The following is a 15,180-nucleotide window of genomic DNA, read 5'->3' as shown; positions in this document are numbered from 1 at the left end:
ACGATGATATCTCGCACCAGCCATTAGAAAAATTTGGGCCAAGCCATGTTGCGTTCCCACCTGCCGCTCAATGCCTTGCGCGCCTTCGAAGCGTCGGCGCGTCATTTGAGCTTTACCCGTGCGGCCATCGAGTTATGCGTGACCCAAGCGGCGGTCAGTCATCAGGTCAAAAGCCTCGAAGCGCAACTCAACGTCACGCTGTTCAAGCGCCTGCCACGGGGCTTGATGCTCACCAGCGAAGGCGAATCCCTGCTGCCCGTGCTGCGTGACGCCTTCGACCGAATTGCCCTGACCTTGGATCAGTTTGAAGGCGGGCATTACCGTGAAGTATTGACCGTGGGGGCGGTCGGTACCTTTGCGGTGGGCTGGTTGTTGCCGCGCCTGGCGGATTTTCATAGCCGCTACCCGTTGATCGACTTGCGCTTGTCCACCCACAACAACCGCGTGGATGTCGCCGCCGAGGGCCTGGATTATGCCATCCGCTTTGGCGCTGGCGCCTGGCACGGTACTGATGCCTGCCCTTTGCTTGAGGCGCCGTTGACGGTGTTGTGCGTGCCGCAGATTGCCGAGCAATTGCGCAGCCCGGCTGACGTGTTGAAGCACACCTTGCTGCGTTCCTACCGTGCCGATGAGTGGAACCTGTGGTTCCAGGCCGCCGGTTTGCCCAGCGATACCCGGGTGCCGCGCAGCGTGGTGTTCGACTCCTCGCTGGCGATGATGGAGGCCGCGCTGCAAGGGGCTGGCGTAGCACTGGCGCCAGCCTTGATGTTCTCGCGGCAATTGGAGAGCGATGTGATCCGCCAGCCGTTCGAGGTGGGGATCACGACGGGCAGCTATTGGCTGACGCGCTTGCAGTCGCGGGCTGAGACGTCAGCGATGGTGGCGTTCAAGGGGTGGTTGCGCGAACGGGTGGGTGTGTAGCCACTGGATAGGGTGGGTCACAGGGGACTTTTGTGAAACTGCCCGCAACGGGTGCAAGCGTTTCATAACTGTGTTCGCCATGTTGCACGCACAGCCAGTAATCGCCATAAGCATCCACGTGGTCGACTTTCCATACCAGGCCGCTTTCGAAAAAGAACCGATAGAGACCCTGTTCCTGCGGGCTGATTTCTGCGTTAGGCACGCAGGTGATCTGCAGGCCGAAGTCCAGCCAGGTCAGCTTATAGCTCTCGGTAAATTGCTCGCTCAGCCCCAGACAAATCTCACAGGCCATCTTCAAGTGTTCCTTATGCAGGGTGTCTGATCACGGTTGTCACTACGGCGCCGGATCAAACCTCGCGACCATGGGCGGCGGCAGCCAGTTGCCCGGTATCAACGCGCACGAACACCGAGTCGCCGACGGCGGTGAGCACGCTGCCTGCATACACTTCGCAGACCACACGGCTTTTGCGCCCGACTTCGCCTTCGACCCGAGCGCGCAGGACCAGGGGCACACCCATGGGCGTGGGCTTGATGAATTTGATCCCCAGGTTGCCGGTGACGCAATCGATGCGCGGCAGGCTGCCGGGTTCACGCTGTTCGGCGCGGTAGTGGTAGGCCATGGCGGTCCAGTTGGAATGGCAGTCCACCAGCATGGCGATCAGGCCACCGTAGACCAGGTCTGGCCAGCCGCTGTATTTGGCCTCGGGTTGGTGCTCGGCAATGACGTGCACGCCGTCATCATCCCAGCGGCTTTTGATGTGCAGGCCATGGGGGTTGCTGCTGCCGCAGCCGTAGCAGATGCCTTCCGGCGCCGTGGTGTCCTGGAGAGAAGCGCTGTGCATGCAGAGTCCTTATTGTTTTTTGGGGCGACGCTTCTATTTAGCAGGCCAGGGGTTAGCGAGCAAACTTCTTCGCCCCGGCCACGCAACCGATCACCGCCACCGTCACCAGCACCATGCCCAGGCTGACCTGTTCATGCAGCAAGCCCGCCGCCAGCGCCAGGCCGAAGAACGGTTGCAGCAACTGCAACTGGCCGACCGCGGCAATCCCGCCCTGGGCCAGGCCGCGGTACCAGAACACAAAGCCGATCAACATGCTGAACAACGCCACGTAGCCCAGGCTCAGCCACGCCGGCAGGCTGATTCCGCTGAGGGTGGCAGGTGCCAGCAACAGGCTCAAGGGCGCCACCACTGGTAGCGACACCACCAACGCCCAGCAGATCACCTGCCAGCCGCCCAGGCTGCGCGACAGCTTGGCGCCTTCGGCATACCCCAGGCCGCATACCAGCACCGCCAACAGCATCAGCACATCGCCCGCGGGTGCGGCGCTCAAGCCTTGGGCAACGGCGTAACCCATCACCAACAGGCTGCCCAGAATCGAAAACAACCAGAACACCGGCCGCGGCCGCTCACCGCCGCGCAGCACGCCGAACACCGCCGTGGCCAGCGGCAGCAGGCCAATAAAGACGATGGAGTGGGCCGAGGTCACGTACTGCAAAGCCAGGGCCGTCAGCAGCGGAAAGCCGATCACCACGCCAAGCGCGACGATGACCAGCGGTGCCCATTGCTGGCGCGTAGGGCGTTTTTCCTTGAATAGCCACAGCAGGCACACCCCCAGTAGGGCTGCGAGGGTGGCGCGGATCATGGTCAGGAACACCGGGTCGAATTCCATCACCGCCACGCGTGTGGCCGGCAGCGAGCCGCTGAAAATCACCACGCCGATAAAGCCGTTGATCCAACCCTGGGTGCTGTTGTCCAGAGTGCGTAGGCGAGAAGTGCGGTCCATGGGGGCGTCCTGAAAAGGCAGTTGCGTGCTGGGCATCCTAGGATTGAAGATTAAGACAATCAAAAAATTGTCATGGATACATCCTTATGCCCCGTGCTCGCTACAAGTCGCTGGTCGATACCTTCGCCGAGGCCATCCGCAGCGGCCAATTGCTGCCCGGCACACGGCTGCCCACCCATCGGCAATTGGCCGCTGAGCATGGCCTGGCGCTGGTCACTGCCAGCCGGGTGTACAGCGAGCTGGAAGCCATGGGCCTGGTCAGTGGCGAGACCGGGCGCGGCACCTTCGTGCGTGAGATTGCCTTACCGCCGGGGCAGGGCAGTGGGCAGATGACGGTTGCGGCGGGGTTGCTTGACCTGAATTTCAACTACCCGTCTTTGCCGGGCCAGGCCGAGCTGTTGCGCACGGCGTTGCGCCAACTCGCCCTGTCTGGCGATCTGGAGGCGCTGCTGCGCTACCAGCCCCATGCCGGTCGCGTGCACGAGCGCGCTGCCGTGGCCCGGCACTTGTTGAACCGCGGGCTGACGGTGCAAGCCGAGCAGGTGCTGGTGGTCAGCGGCGCCCAGCACGGCCTGGCGGTGAGCATGATGACCTTGCTCAAGCCCGGGGATGTGGTGGCGGTGGATGCGTTGACCTATTCAGGTTTCAAGGTGCTGGCCGAAACCCTGCACTTGGAACTCGTCGCCATCCCGGTCACTGCCAGCGGCCCGGACCTGGAGCATCTGCACAGCCTGTGTCGTCAGCGCCCGGTACGAGCGGTGTACAGCATGCCGACCCTGCACAACCCACTGGGCTGGGTGATGAGCCTGGCGCAGCGCGAGCGCTTGGTGGCGCTCGCCCGGCAGCACAACTTGATGATTATCGAGGATGGTGCCTATGCGTTTCTCGCCGAAGACGCACCGCCACCTTTGGCGACTCTTGCACCGGAGCGCACGGTGTATATCGGTGGGCTGTCCAAGAGTGTTGCCACCGGGTTACGCGTGGGCTTTATCGCTGCGCCTATGGCTTGGGTAAGCGGCTTGGAACGCACGATCATGGCCACTACTTGGAACGTGCCGGGGGTGATGAGTGCGATTGCGGTGGGCTGGCTCGAAGACGGTACGGTGGCGCAACTGGAGGCGCAAAAGCGCGCCGATGCCCAGGCTCGCCAGGCGTTGGCGGCGCAGGTGCTGAGAGGGGTGAAGACCATCAGCCATCCGTCATCCTACTTTCTGTGGCTGCCGTTGGCGGAAGATGCCCGCGCCGATCAGGTCGCCATGACTTTGCAGCGTGCTGGCATCTCGGTGTCAACTGCCGAGCCGTTCGCGGTTTCGGCCCAGGTGCCCCACGCGCTGCGCCTGGCTTTGGGTTCGGTGCCGATGGCGGCGTTGTGGGAGGCGCTGGTGGAGGTGCGCAAGGTGGTGGTGTGGTGAATCAAGGCCCAGCGACAGGGCTTGATTTGAAATACGGCAAAAATGTGGGAGCTGGCTTGCCTGCGATGGCGGCCTCACAGTCGACACCGTAATACCGAGTACATATCCATTCCTGCGGTAACGGCCACCTAGGGTTCCGCTCTGACAGCGGGTCACTTTTGGAAGGACCCAAAAGTAACCAAAAGGTCCTCGCCCCACCACTCGGCACCTCGCCTGGGCTCGGTGTGCCCGTAATCCGTCAGTGATTTGGGGGGCCGCCGCCACGCGCCATCCTTGGCGCGGGGCGGCTAAACCGGCATCCCTGCCGGTTTACCCCCCAAATCCCTGTCGAATTCCGGCCAGCGTGGTTTAACGGGGTGCCTGAGATCAAAAGCAGATCAAGATCAAGAGCGGCTCGCTTCGCATCGTGGTTACCTGCGGCACATTCGGCATCTCTGTCGATTGAACGGCTGCCATCGCAGGCAAGCCAGCTCCCACATGGAGTCGGCGCCGCGGCCAATTCTGTAGGAGCGAGCTTGCTCGCGAAAAACGTCAACGATAACCCGTGTTTGCTGAATGAACGCGGCGCCAGTGAGTTCTTCGCGAGCAAGCTCGCTCCTACAAAAGCCTTGACTGACTGGCATTAAGGCAAGTCAGCTCCCACAGGTTGACCGCGTTTAGCGGGCTGCCAACGGTGGCGTACGCGGCGGGATCATGCGTTTGCTGCCGGTGGCTTCGAACGCCGAGGCGAAGCGCAACAGCGCCGAATCGTCATAGGCGCGCCCGGCGAAGGTGAGCCCCACTGGCATGCCGATGTCTGCCATCACGCCCATTGGCACGGTGACGGTGGGCACACCCAGGTGGCGGATGGCGAGGTTGCCGTTGGCGACCCATACGCCGTTGCTCCAGGCGATATCGGCAGACGCTTCGTTCACATCGGCATCCGCCGGGCCTACATCGGCCACGGTGGGGAACAACACGGCGTCGAGCCCAAGGGAGTTCATCCAGTCTTCCAGGTCCAGGCGCCGGGTTTGTTCCAGGCCGCGCAGGCCATAGGGTACGGTGCTGATCTGGTCCCATGGGGTGATGCCGCGTTGGGCCATGCGCACGTATTCGTCCATGCCGGCGGCCAGGTCGTCTTCACGGTTGGGAAGGGTGCCGGGGTCGTGAGGGAATATCTTCGGCCCGTCTACATCGGCCAGGCGGTTCAGGTTTGGGTCGCCGTTGGCGCGCAGGAAGTCATCGAAGGCCCAGGCCGACAGTTCCCACAGTTCGTCGTGGAGGAATTCCTTGGAGACCAGGCCACGGGTAAACACCGTCGGCGCGCCGGGGCGGTCGCCTTCGCAGTTGGATACCAGCGGGAAATCCACTTCGATCACTTCGGCACCGGCGGTTTCCAGTGCCTGGCGTGCGGCTTGCCACAGTTCGATCACCGTGGCGCGGGTGTGGATCTTTTGCCCGGTCGGGCCGCCGATACCGGGTTTTTCGCTGGTGCCAGCCTCCGGGTCGGCGTTGATGTACATGCGCGGCACGCCAAAGCGCTTGCCGGCAAGGCTTTCGCTGCTGACTGCGAGGGCCGCGTAGGACGCTGGGCGCACCGAGGTGACGCTGGGGATCGGCACCCAGGGTTGCAGGCGCCACAGGTCGCCACGGGTGTCGGGGTCTTCGGCCACCACGACGTCGAGCACTTCCAGCAGGTCGGCCATGGTGCGGGCGTAGGGCACCACCACGTCCATGGTCGGGGTCAGCGGCCAGTTGCCGCGCACCGAAATCACCCCGCGTGAAGGCGTGTAGGCACACAGGCCATTGTTGGAGGCCGGGCCGCGACCGCTGGACCAGGTTTCTTCGGCCAGCCCGAACGCGGCAAAGCTGGCGGCGGTGGCGGTGCCCGCGCCGTTGGAGGAGCCCGACGCAAACGGCGCGGTGAGGTAGTCGGCGTTGTAGGGGCTTTCGGCGCGGCCATACACGCCACGTTGCATACCGCCATTAGCCATCGGCGGCATGTTGGTCTTGCCCAGGCAGATGGCGCCGCCGGCCCGCAGGCGCTCAATGGTGAAGGCATCGCGCTGGGCCACCAGTTTGGCAAACGCCGGGCTGCCGGATGCAGCCGTCAGCCCCTTGACCAGGTAACTGTCCTTGGCGGTGTAGGGAATGCCATCCAGCGGCCCCAGGGTTTGCCCCTTGGCGCGGCGCGCATCGGAGGCCTGGGCTTCTTTCAGCGCCTCGGGATTGCGTACCACCACGGCGTTCAGCGCAGTGGCCGTTTGCGGGCCATCGTAGGCGTCGATTCGCGCCAGGTACGCCTGGACCAGTTCAACCGCCGTGGTCTGGCCGGCTTCAAGCGCAGCGCGCAATTGGGCAATGGAGACTTCAGTAACTTGCATCACGTTTTTTTCGCCGCCTTCAAGTGGGGGTATGGCGGCAGTCTACGTACAGATATTTCACAAAACCAGCGCGGCATACTCGTGTAGGCGGCGCGCAGGACATCTCGAGAAAGACGTCAGCAGGATTGCCAGCGGCAGCCTCTTATCGCTAAGGTGGCCGCGCTGATTAACGTTGCGCTTCAAGGAAGAGACCATGCAAAAACCTTATATCGCCCTGGCGGCCTTGCTGGGATTTACCGTCTATACCGTGGCGACCATGCTCACGGCTGAGCAATCACTGCTGGCGTTTGGATGGGAACTGATGTCCAGACCCGATACGGCACAGGTGGTGATTGACCTGTATCTGATGGCGGTGCTGGCGTGTGTGTGGATGTACCGGGATGCGCGTGGGCGAGGGCGGTCGATGGCCTCAGTGTTGCCGTATTTTCTACTGACGGCAGTGTTTGTGTCGGTAGGGCCGTTGCTTTATATCGTGGTTAATGGGTTTTCTCGTCGGGCCATGAAGTGAGGCTTGTTGCTCCCGTGACGACCTGCCAGCCGACGCTGATCTACCTGATACATGACGATCCAAATGTGGGAGCTGGCTTGCCTGCGATGGCGGCCTTACAGTCAACACAGTTGGACCGTGTACATATCCATTCCTGCGGTAACGGCTACTTAGGGTTCCGCCCTGACGGCGGCTCACTTTTGAACAGCGCAAAAGTAAGCAAAACGCTCTTGCCCCACCACTCGGCACCTCGCTTAGGCTCGGTGTGCCCGTAATCCGCCAGTGATTTGGGGGGCCGCCGCCACGCGCCATCCATGGCGCGGGGCGGCTAAACCGGCATCCCTGCCGGTTTACCCCCCAAATCCCTGTCGAATTCCGGCCAGCGTGGTTTAACGGGGCGCCTAAGATCAAGATCAAAAGCAGATCAAGAGCGGCTCGCTTCGCATCGTGGTTACCGTTGAGCGCTACAGAGTTGTGTCGATACCTAAGGTAAGGCTATTTGGGGCCCCGCAACCGATCAAACGCCTTTGGTCGACGGCAACAGTACCGTCAGGATACCCACCAACGGCAGGAATGAGCACAACTTGTACACGTACTCGATGCCGTGATGATCAGCGAGCATCCCGAGCAGCGCCGCGCCGATCCCACTGAAGCCGAACATCAGGCCGAAGAATATCCCGGCGATCATGCCCACATTGCCCGGCACCAGTTCCTGGGCAAACACCACGATGGCCGAGAACGCCGAGGCGATGATAAAGCCAATGACCACGCTGAGTACGGCGGTCCAGAACAGGTCGACGTAGGGCAGGGCCAGGGTGAACGGTGCGGCGCCGAGGATGGAGAACCAGATAACCTTTTTGCGGCCGATCTTGTCGCCGATCGGGCCACCAGCAAAGGTGCCCACGGCCACCGCGCCGAGGAACAGGAACAGGTACATCTGGGAGCTTGCCACCGACAGCTGGAATTTCTCGATCAGGTAGAACGTGAAGTAGCTGGTCAGGCTGGTCATGTACCAGTATTTGGAGAACACCAGCACGGCCAATACCACCAGGGCGAAGGTCACGCGGCCTTTGGACAAGCCGTGGGTCGCCTGGCTGCCTTGCTTGAGCTTGAACAGGTTGAGGTGGTGGCGGTACCAGCGGCTCAAGCCGTACAGCACCAGGATGGCGAACACCGCAAACAGGCCGAACCAGGCGATGTGGCTTTGGCCGTAGGGAATGATGATCGCCGCCGCCAGCAACGGGCCGAAGGCGCTGCCGGTGTTGCCGCCAACCTGGAAGGTCGATTGCGCCAGGCCGTAGCGCCCACCGGAAGCCAGGCGTGCAACGCGGGAGGTTTCCGGGTGGAAGGTCGATGAGCCCACGCCCACCAGCGCCGCCGCGAGCAATATCGCCGGGAAGTTGCCGACAAAGGCCAGCATCAAGATGCCGACCAAGGTGCACACCATGCCCGCCGGCAATAGCCAGGGTTTGGGGTGGCGGTCGGTGTGGTAGCCGATCCACGGTTGCAGCAGTGAGGCGGTTAACTGGAAGGTCAGGGTGATCAGGCCGACCTGGGTAAAGCTCAGGCCGTAGTTGGCCTTGAGCATCGGGTAGATCGACGGCAGCACCGCCTGGATCAAGTCATTGATCAGGTGCGCCAGGGCACAAGCGCCCAGGACGCGCATGACTAAGGGGCTTACTTGCGGGCTGGTCGAAGGTGCGGCGGGTGACGCTGTGACTGTGGACATGCGGGCATTCCGTACAAGGCAGCTAACAGGCGTGGAGGCGGGCGGCGGTGATGTGAACCGCCACTCCATCTGGACTCGGCGTTTATGCTAGATTCGGCGCCAATGCCTGTCTCGCGCAATTCGGGCAGAAACCATCGCAAAAAGGGCGAAATGATCAAATCACTGGATAAATTTCTGCGAGAAATCGATGAGGGCGACTGGGCCGTCATCAGCTCGGCCACCGATTACCCCGAAAACTGGGTGATCCCCGAACACAGCCACAACAAGCACCAACTGCTGTACGCCATTGGCGGTGTGATGGTGGTGTACTCGGCCCTGAGGCAATGGACGGTGCCGCCCAATCGTGGCTTTTGGATGCCTTGCGGTCAAGTTCACTCACTGCGCTGCGTGGGCACGCTGCAGATGCGCAGCGTGTTCGTGCGCCCGGACAGCTTCCCCAACCTGCCGGCCGAGCCCAAGACGGTGACGGTCTCGCCGCTGCTGAGTGAACTGATCAAGGCCTCGGTGAGCTTGAAGCCGCCGTATGCCGAGGATTCACGCGACGCGCGGATCATGCACCTGATTCTTGATGAGCTGGCCATCCTGCCGGCCTTGCCGCTGTCTTTGCCCCAGCCTGCCGACCCACGCCTGAGCCCGATCTGCCTGGCGTTGCAGGACGAGCCGAGTGATGCCTCCACCGTCGCCGACTGGAGTGCGCGGTTGGGGTTGGACCAGACCACCATCCAGCGCCTGTTCCGCAAGGAAACCGGCATGACCTTCGGCCAGTGGCGCCAGCAAGCGCGGCTATTGCTGGCGCTGGAACGCATTGCGGTGGGGCAGAAGATCATCGATGTGGCGTTTGAATTGGGCTATGAAAGCCCCAGCGCTTTTACCAGCATGTTCAAGAAGCAGTTTGGCAAAACGCCGAGTCATTTTTTCAAGTAGTGCTGCTCGCCATGCGCGCATGAGCCGTGCGGCGCGATGCCAGGTAAGCCAGCAGCGTGGCAACTACCAGCAAGGCGGCGCTCAGCTCGAAGGTGGCCTGATAGCCGCTCAAGTCGAATGCCACTCCACCGACGGTGGCGCCGGCGGCAATCGCCAGTTGGATGATGGCGACCATCAATCCCCCGCCGGCCTCGGCGTCGTCGGGCAAGGCGCGCGCCAGCCATGTCCACCAGCCAACCGGTGCAGCAGTGGCCACCAGGCCCCAGCAGCCCAACAGCACAGTGGTGGCAATCGCTGAACCGCCGAACGCCACCAACGCAAGGGCGATGCCGGCCATGATCAACGGGATGGCAATCAGCGTCGGGTAGAGGTGGCGCTTGAGCAAATGCTCAATCAACACCGTACCCGCCAGACCCGCCAGGCCGAGCACCAGCAGCATCAACGACAGGGTGGATACCTCAACCCGGGTCACGCCTTCCAGGAACGGCCGCAGGTAAGTGAACAGCATGAACTGGCCCATGAAGAACAGGCTGACAGCGCACATGCCCAAGGCCACCTTGGGGTTTTTCAGCAGGCGCAGTGCATTGCCGGTGTTCGCTGCGCCGCTGTGCTTGAGCGCCGGCAGGCTCAGCCACAGCCAGGCCAGCGCAATCACGGCCACTGGCACCACGCAAAAGAATGCGCCGCGCCAGCCGATCAGGCCGCCGAGAAAGCTGCCCAGCGGCGCCGCAATCACCGTCGCCAGGGCGTTGCCACCGTTGACGATGGCCAAGGCCCGTGGCACTTGGGCGGGCTCGACCAGGCGCATTGCCGTGGCCGCCGACAGTGACCAGAAGCCGCCAATCGCCACGCCAATCAACGCGCGACCGAGCATGAACACCGCATAATTCGGTGCGAACGCCACCACGCTGCCCGAGACGATCATCAGCAAGGTCAAGGCCATCAGCAGGCGCTTGCGATCCATCCGTGCGGCAACCGCCGCGATCACCAGGCTGGTGAGCAGGGCAAACACACCGGACACGGAAATGCCCTGGCCGGCCTGGCCTTCAGTGATCTGCAAGTCAGCGGCCAGCGGTGTCAGCAGGCTGACCGGCATGAACTCGGAGGCGACCAAGGCAAACGCTGCCAGCGACATCGCCAGCACCGCGCCCCAGCGTTGCGGTTGAGGGGTCACGGAACTCACTGCAAGTGGCTCTGGAAGAAGGTGGTGAGCGTGTCAAACGGGATCAGTTCGACGCGGTCGTACAGGTCTACATGGCCAGCGTTGGGGATGACCAGCAATTGCTTGGGCTCGGCAGCGCGTTGGTAGGCGTCTTCACTGAATTCTCGGGAGTGCGCGTCGGCCCCGGTAATCAGCAGCAGCGGGCGCGGCGAGATCGTCTCGATATCGTTGAAGGGGTAGAAGTTCATGAACTTGACGTTGCTGTTCAGCGTCGGCCGGGTGGTGGTTTGCGATGAGGCGCCTGCCGGGGTGACTTCGCCGCGCTGGGTGCGGTAGAAGTCGTAGAACTCGTCGCCGATCGGATTGCCCGTGAGGCTGTGCGGCGTGCCACCGGTGTAGAGGGTCTCGCCGCCCTGGAACTCTACATAGCGCTGGTTGGCGGCCTGGCGCAGGATCTGCTGGCGCTGCTGTAAGGTCATGCCGTGCTTGAGGCCATTGCGGTTGGCCGCGCCCATGTCGTACATGCTGACGGTGGCAATTGCCTTGAGGCGCGGATCGATCTTCGCCGCACTGATCACGAAACTGCCGCTGCCACAAATGCCGATGGCACCGATGCGCTCCCGGTCGACCTGTGGGCGAGTGCCAAGAAAGTCCACGGCGGCGCTGAAGTCTTCCACGTAGAGGTCGGGCAACACCGCGTTGCGTGGTGTGCCGGCGCTTTGGCCCCAGAACGACAGGTCCAGGGACAGGGTCACGAAACCCTGTTCAGCCATTTTGGTGGCGTAGAGGTTGGCGCTTTGCTCTTTGACGGCGCCCATCGGGTGGCCGACGACCAGGGCTGCGTGCTTTGAGCCTGGGGCCAGGTGCTTGGGCACGAACAAGGTGCCTGCGACCTGCATGCCGTATTGATTGTTGAAGGTGACCGGTTCGGCCGTCACTGTGTTGCTGCTGTAGAAGTTATCCGCACCGTTGGACATATCGGCTCCAAATGAAGAAAGAGAAGTCACCAGCAAACCCAAGGCGAGCAAGAGGCGTTTCATAGGGATGTTCCTTGTGAAGTGTCCACACATTTTCCGGGTGACGGCAGGGCTTCTGTAGTGCATTTGAGTGGATTACTTGCCTGATCCTCTGAGTTTCGGCGCAAGGTGACGACGCCCGTGGCTTGCGCGGGTAAAGTGCAATGAAGCATTGAAAGGGTCTGCTATGACGTCCACTCCCACCCCCCTGAACGCGCTGATCCAGTCGATTGGTTCGCGCACGCCGTCGCCCGGCGACTACGCCATGCCGATCCCCGGCCTGGGCTTTTATCGGCGTGAGCAACCCGCTGCGCCGGTGGTGTGCATGGTGGAGCCGTGCATCGTGCTGGTGGCCCAGGGCGAGAAGCAGTTGTGGGTGGGCGGCGAGGGCTACCCCTACGACACGTCCCGGTTCCTGGTGACATCGCTGGACATCCCCGCCAATTCCGAGGTGCTGGCGGCCAGCCCCGAGCAGCCGTGCCTGGGGCTGACGTTCAAGCTGGACCTGCGCATGCTCACCGAGCTGATCGCCCAGGGTGGCCTGCCGCCGGTGCGTGAGCGTGCGGTCATGAAGGGCGTGGGGATCGGCACGGTCACCGACGGCATGCTGGCCGCATTCGCGCGCCTGGTGGCGTTGCTGGATGAACCCGAAGCCATCCCGGTACTCGCGCCCTTGATCCAGCGCGAGATTCATTACCGGCTACTGAAAAGCGACCAGGCCGGGCGATTGCGCCAGATCTGCTCGGTGGACGGGCAGGGCTATCGGATTGCCAAGGCCATCGACTGGCTGAAGTTGAATTTCGACGCCGCCCTGCGGGTGGAAGAGCTGGCAGCGCGGGTGCAAATGAGCGCGGCGACCTTTCACCATCACTTCCGGCAACTGACCGCGATGAGCCCGCTGCAATACCAGAAATGGCTGCGTTTGAATGAAGCGCGTCGGTTGATGTTGAACGAGCACCAGGATGTGTCCAGTGCCGCGTTCAAAGTCGGGTATGAGAGCCCGTCGCAATTCAGCCGTGAGTACAGCCGGCTGTTTGGGGTGCCGCCCAAGCGCGACATGGCGACCCTGCGGGGCAGGGCGGGTGTCAGTGATCTGCCGGGGTCAAATTAGCGTAGAAAATGCAGCCAATCAGCCGTGCGAACAGGCTCAGGGTTTCCGGCAGGTTCGGGTCGTCGAACAACATGGCCCGTGAGTCCAGCGCACACAGCGCGCCGAACAGGCGGCCATCGGGCAGGAAGATCGGCGCGCCGGCGTAGCTTTCGATGGCGTATTGCTTGACCACCGGGCGCGCCGCGAAACGGCCGTTCTGGCTGATCTGAGGAATGAACAGGGTGTGTGGGTTGATGCAGAACTCACTGCACAGGGTGGTTTCAAGGTCGAGTACGTCGTCGACGTTGATGCCCATTTGCAGCGGGTCGTAGGCCGAACACACCACCCATTCCTGGTCAGTGAACTTGGCGATGCCGGCGAATCTCATCCCGGTCAGGCGGGTGACCAGCTTGAGGATGTTGGTGGTTGCTTCTATTTCGGCAATGGCGGCGCGCTCGTCTGCGCTGAGTAACCTGTGTGCGGCGGTGACGCTTGAAACCATGCTTTACGCTCCAATGGCGTGGTCGCAGGCGGCGACCACGCACAGTCAGGTTGTTAATTGATGCGCGGGTGTTGCTGTACCAGGTTTTCCCGCTTGGTTTGCAACGCGGCAATCTCGGCGTCGATGTCTTCGATTTTCTGCTCGATATTGTCGTGATGCTCTTGCAGCAGTTCCTTGGCTTCTTCCATGTCGGAAGCTGCCGGGGCCGCGCCACGCAGGGGTTTGTTGGCAGTTTCCTTCATGGTCAGGCCCGTGATCAGGCCAACCACTGCGAACACCATCAGGTAATAGGCGGGCATGTACAGGTTGTTGGTGCTCTCCACCAGCCAGGCCACGGCGGTCGGCGTAACACCGGCGATCAGTACCGAGACGTTGAAGGCACTGGCCAGGGCGCTGTAGCGCAGGTGGGTGGGGAACATGGCTGGCAAGGTCGACGCCATCACACCGATAAAGAAGTTCAGCACTACCGCCAGAATCAGCAGGCCGCCGAAGATCAGGCCGGTCTTGCCGCTGGTGATCAGCATGAAGGCCGGGATCGACAGGAACAGCAGGCCAATGCTGCCGGCGATGATGAACGGCTTGCGGCCGATCTTGTCGCTGACAAAGCCAATGAACGGCTGCACGAACAGCATGCCGACCATGATTGCGATGATGATCAGCACGCCGCTGTTTTCGGCATAGTGCAGGTTGTGGGACAGGTAGCTCGGCATGTAGGTGAGCAGCATGTAGTAGGTCACGTTGGTGGCCGCGACGATACCGATGCAGGTCAGCAGGCTACGCCAGTGCTTGGTGGCGATTTCCTTGAATGAGACTTTCGGGCCGTGGCTCAGGCCTTCGCGGTCACCCTGTTCGAGTTTGTCGACATGCTGTTGAAACGCCGGTGTCTCTTCCAGCGCATGGCGCAGGTACAGGCCGATGATGCCCAGGGGCAGGGCGAGGAAGAACGGCAGGCGCCAGCCCCAGGCCTCGAACTCAGCCTCACCGAGCACGGTGGAGATCAACACCACCACACCCGCACCGAGGACGAAACCGGCGATAGAGCCGAAGTCCAGCCAACTGCCAAGGAAGCCGCGCTTGCGGTCCGGGGCGTATTCAGCCACGAAAATCGACGCGCCGGTGTACTCACCGCCCACCGAGAAACCCTGGGCCATTTTGCACAGCAGCAACAGGATCGGCGCCCAGATGCCAATGGAGGCATAGCCGGGGATCAGGCCGATGGCAAAGGTGCTCAAGGACATGATCACGATGGTGGCGGCGAGGACTTTTTGCCGCCCGTACTTATCGCCCAGTGCACCAAAGAACAGGCCGCCCAGCGGGCGAATCAGGAAGGGAACGGAGAAGGTGGCCAGTGCTGCGATCATCTGCACGCTGGGGGAGGCGTCGGGGAAGAACACCTTGCCCAGCACGTAGGCGACAAAGCCATAGACGCCAAAGTCGAACCATTCCATGGCATTGCCAAGTGCGGCAGCGGTGATCGCCTTGCGCATCTTGTTGTCGTCGACAATGGTGATGTCTTTCAATCCGATGGGTTTGACGCGTTTTTTACGTAGTTTCATGCGGGCCACTCAAAAGCTGAACAGGGGAGGTGCCATCGCTACGATGGCACCGCTCTGTCAGTTCAGATACAAGTGGACACGAAATAATTCACCGCTTTGTGTATTTTTTCTCCCGGGGGTGAAAATGCCTGGTTCAGGAGGCCGATGCATGGCTACCGGAAAAACAGATCAAATGTGGGAGTTGTCGAGCCCCGGCGAGGCTACGAAGGCGGCGGCACTGTTGGCATTTGTGT

At 62.1% G+C, this 15,180-nt stretch carries 14 protein-coding genes; 5 read left to right on the top strand and 9 right to left on the bottom strand.

What is annotated here, in order from left to right; translation table 11 throughout:
• The first annotated feature begins 45 nt into the window (after window positions 1–45).
• Complete coding sequence (locus PSH76_RS14830) at window positions 46–921, top strand: LysR family transcriptional regulator (protein ID WP_032897463.1); 876 nt, start codon at window positions 46–48, stop codon at window positions 919–921.
• Here PSH76_RS14830 and PSH76_RS14825 read toward each other — a convergent pair.
• The 3 genes from PSH76_RS14825 to PSH76_RS14815 are packed head-to-tail and all read right to left on the bottom strand — an operon-like array spanning window position 887 to window position 2,706.
• Window positions 887–1,213 (bottom strand): hypothetical protein, encoded by a 327-nt coding sequence (locus tag PSH76_RS14825; RefSeq protein WP_078467504.1) that lies wholly within the window; start codon window positions 1,211–1,213, stop codon window positions 887–889. The two genes, PSH76_RS14830 and PSH76_RS14825, sit on opposite strands and share 35 nt — an antisense overlap.
• 55 nt (window positions 1,214–1,268) lie before the next feature.
• The gene (locus tag PSH76_RS14820; protein ID WP_032892109.1) at window positions 1,269–1,763 is read right to left on the bottom strand and encodes a PaaI family thioesterase; all 495 of its coding nucleotides are present in this window, start codon (window positions 1,761–1,763) and stop codon (window positions 1,269–1,271) included.
• Window positions 1,764–1,815: 52 nt separating this feature from the next.
• On the bottom strand, window positions 1,816–2,706 hold the full coding sequence (locus PSH76_RS14815) for a DMT family transporter (RefSeq protein WP_305494402.1): 891 nt from the start codon (window positions 2,704–2,706) through the stop codon (window positions 1,816–1,818).
• 86 nt (window positions 2,707–2,792) lie between these two features.
• Here PSH76_RS14815 and PSH76_RS14810 point away from each other — a divergent pair, with 86 nt between their 5' ends.
• Window positions 2,793–4,118 carry a PLP-dependent aminotransferase family protein gene (locus tag PSH76_RS14810; protein WP_305494401.1) on the top strand — a complete coding sequence of 442 codons (1,326 nt, stop codon included), beginning with the start codon at window positions 2,793–2,795 and terminating at the stop codon, window positions 4,116–4,118.
• A gap of 656 nt (window positions 4,119–4,774) precedes the next feature.
• On the opposite strand, the gene PSH76_RS14805 is transcribed toward PSH76_RS14810, so the two are convergent.
• Entirely contained in the window at window positions 4,775–6,484 is a 1,710-nt protein-coding gene (locus PSH76_RS14805; RefSeq protein WP_305494400.1) for an amidase, read from the bottom strand.
• 190 nt (window positions 6,485–6,674) lie between these two features.
• Between PSH76_RS14805 and PSH76_RS14800 the strand changes: the two genes are divergently transcribed.
• Window positions 6,675–6,989, top strand: a complete 315-nt coding sequence (locus tag PSH76_RS14800) for a DUF2834 domain-containing protein (protein ID WP_014718650.1) — start codon at window positions 6,675–6,677, stop codon at window positions 6,987–6,989.
• Window positions 6,990–7,485: 496 nt separating this feature from the next.
• On the opposite strand, the gene PSH76_RS14795 is transcribed toward PSH76_RS14800, so the two are convergent.
• On the bottom strand, window positions 7,486–8,697 hold the full coding sequence (locus PSH76_RS14795; RefSeq protein WP_034135455.1) for an MFS transporter: 1,212 nt from the start codon (window positions 8,695–8,697) through the stop codon (window positions 7,486–7,488).
• 102 nt (window positions 8,698–8,799) lie between these two features.
• Here PSH76_RS14795 and PSH76_RS14790 point away from each other — a divergent pair, with 102 nt between their 5' ends.
• Entirely contained in the window at window positions 8,800–9,621 is an 822-nt protein-coding gene (locus tag PSH76_RS14790) for a helix-turn-helix domain-containing protein (protein WP_034135456.1), read from the top strand.
• Here PSH76_RS14790 and PSH76_RS14785 read toward each other — a convergent pair.
• Window positions 9,614–10,804, bottom strand: a complete 1,191-nt coding sequence (locus PSH76_RS14785; protein WP_056784672.1) for an MFS transporter — start codon at window positions 10,802–10,804, stop codon at window positions 9,614–9,616. The genes PSH76_RS14790 and PSH76_RS14785 overlap by 8 nt on opposite strands.
• On the bottom strand, window positions 10,801–11,823 hold the full coding sequence (locus PSH76_RS14780; RefSeq protein WP_305494399.1) for an alpha/beta hydrolase: 1,023 nt from the start codon (window positions 11,821–11,823) through the stop codon (window positions 10,801–10,803). The genes PSH76_RS14785 and PSH76_RS14780 overlap by 4 nt, the downstream gene beginning before the upstream one ends.
• 163 nt (window positions 11,824–11,986) lie before the next feature.
• On the opposite strand from PSH76_RS14780, the gene PSH76_RS14775 reads away from it, so the two are divergent.
• Window positions 11,987–12,910 carry an AraC family transcriptional regulator gene (locus PSH76_RS14775; RefSeq protein WP_032892102.1) on the top strand — a complete coding sequence of 308 codons (924 nt, stop codon included), beginning with the start codon at window positions 11,987–11,989 and terminating at the stop codon, window positions 12,908–12,910.
• Here PSH76_RS14775 and PSH76_RS14770 read toward each other — a convergent pair.
• Window positions 12,885–13,391, bottom strand: coding sequence for a GAF domain-containing protein (locus PSH76_RS14770; protein ID WP_032892101.1), 507 nt, complete (start codon window positions 13,389–13,391; stop codon window positions 12,885–12,887). The two genes, PSH76_RS14775 and PSH76_RS14770, sit on opposite strands and share 26 nt — an antisense overlap.
• 53 nt (window positions 13,392–13,444) lie before the next feature.
• A complete protein-coding gene (gene proP, locus PSH76_RS14765) occupies window positions 13,445–14,947 on the bottom strand; it encodes a glycine betaine/L-proline transporter ProP (protein WP_032892100.1) in 1,503 nt (500 codons plus the stop codon).
• Window positions 14,948–15,180: the final 233 nt, after the last annotated feature.

The sequence above is a fragment of the Pseudomonas sp. FP215 genome, assembly GCF_030687795.1.
Taxonomy (GTDB): domain Bacteria; phylum Pseudomonadota; class Gammaproteobacteria; order Pseudomonadales; family Pseudomonadaceae; genus Aquipseudomonas; species Aquipseudomonas salmasensis.
Note: the sequence above shows the minus strand (reverse complement) of the source record. Positions and strands in the feature narration are given on the sequence as shown.

What these genes read in the sequence shown, in the direction of transcription:
- PSH76_RS14770 (WP_032892101.1), bottom strand. Translation starts at nt 13,391, where the DNA reads ATGGTTTCAAGCGTCACCGCCGCACACAGGTTACTCAGCGCAGACGAG.
- PSH76_RS14800 (WP_014718650.1), top strand. Translation starts at nt 6,675, where the DNA reads ATGCAAAAACCTTATATCGCCCTGGCGGCCTTGCTGGGATTTACCGTC.
- PSH76_RS14820 (WP_032892109.1), bottom strand. Translation starts at nt 1,763, where the DNA reads ATGCACAGCGCTTCTCTCCAGGACACCACGGCGCCGGAAGGCATCTGC.
- PSH76_RS14830 (WP_032897463.1), top strand. Translation starts at nt 46, where the DNA reads ATGTTGCGTTCCCACCTGCCGCTCAATGCCTTGCGCGCCTTCGAAGCG.
- PSH76_RS14790 (WP_034135456.1), top strand. Translation starts at nt 8,800, where the DNA reads ATGCCTGTCTCGCGCAATTCGGGCAGAAACCATCGCAAAAAGGGCGAA.
- PSH76_RS14810 (WP_305494401.1), top strand. Translation starts at nt 2,793, where the DNA reads ATGCCCCGTGCTCGCTACAAGTCGCTGGTCGATACCTTCGCCGAGGCC.
- PSH76_RS14815 (WP_305494402.1), bottom strand. Translation starts at nt 2,706, where the DNA reads ATGGACCGCACTTCTCGCCTACGCACTCTGGACAACAGCACCCAGGGT.
- PSH76_RS14780 (WP_305494399.1), bottom strand. Translation starts at nt 11,823, where the DNA reads ATGAAACGCCTCTTGCTCGCCTTGGGTTTGCTGGTGACTTCTCTTTCT.
- PSH76_RS14775 (WP_032892102.1), top strand. Translation starts at nt 11,987, where the DNA reads ATGACGTCCACTCCCACCCCCCTGAACGCGCTGATCCAGTCGATTGGT.
- PSH76_RS14795 (WP_034135455.1), bottom strand. Translation starts at nt 8,697, where the DNA reads ATGTCCACAGTCACAGCGTCACCCGCCGCACCTTCGACCAGCCCGCAA.
- PSH76_RS14825 (WP_078467504.1), bottom strand. Translation starts at nt 1,213, where the DNA reads ATGGCCTGTGAGATTTGTCTGGGGCTGAGCGAGCAATTTACCGAGAGC.
- proP (WP_032892100.1), bottom strand. Translation starts at nt 14,947, where the DNA reads ATGAAACTACGTAAAAAACGCGTCAAACCCATCGGATTGAAAGACATC.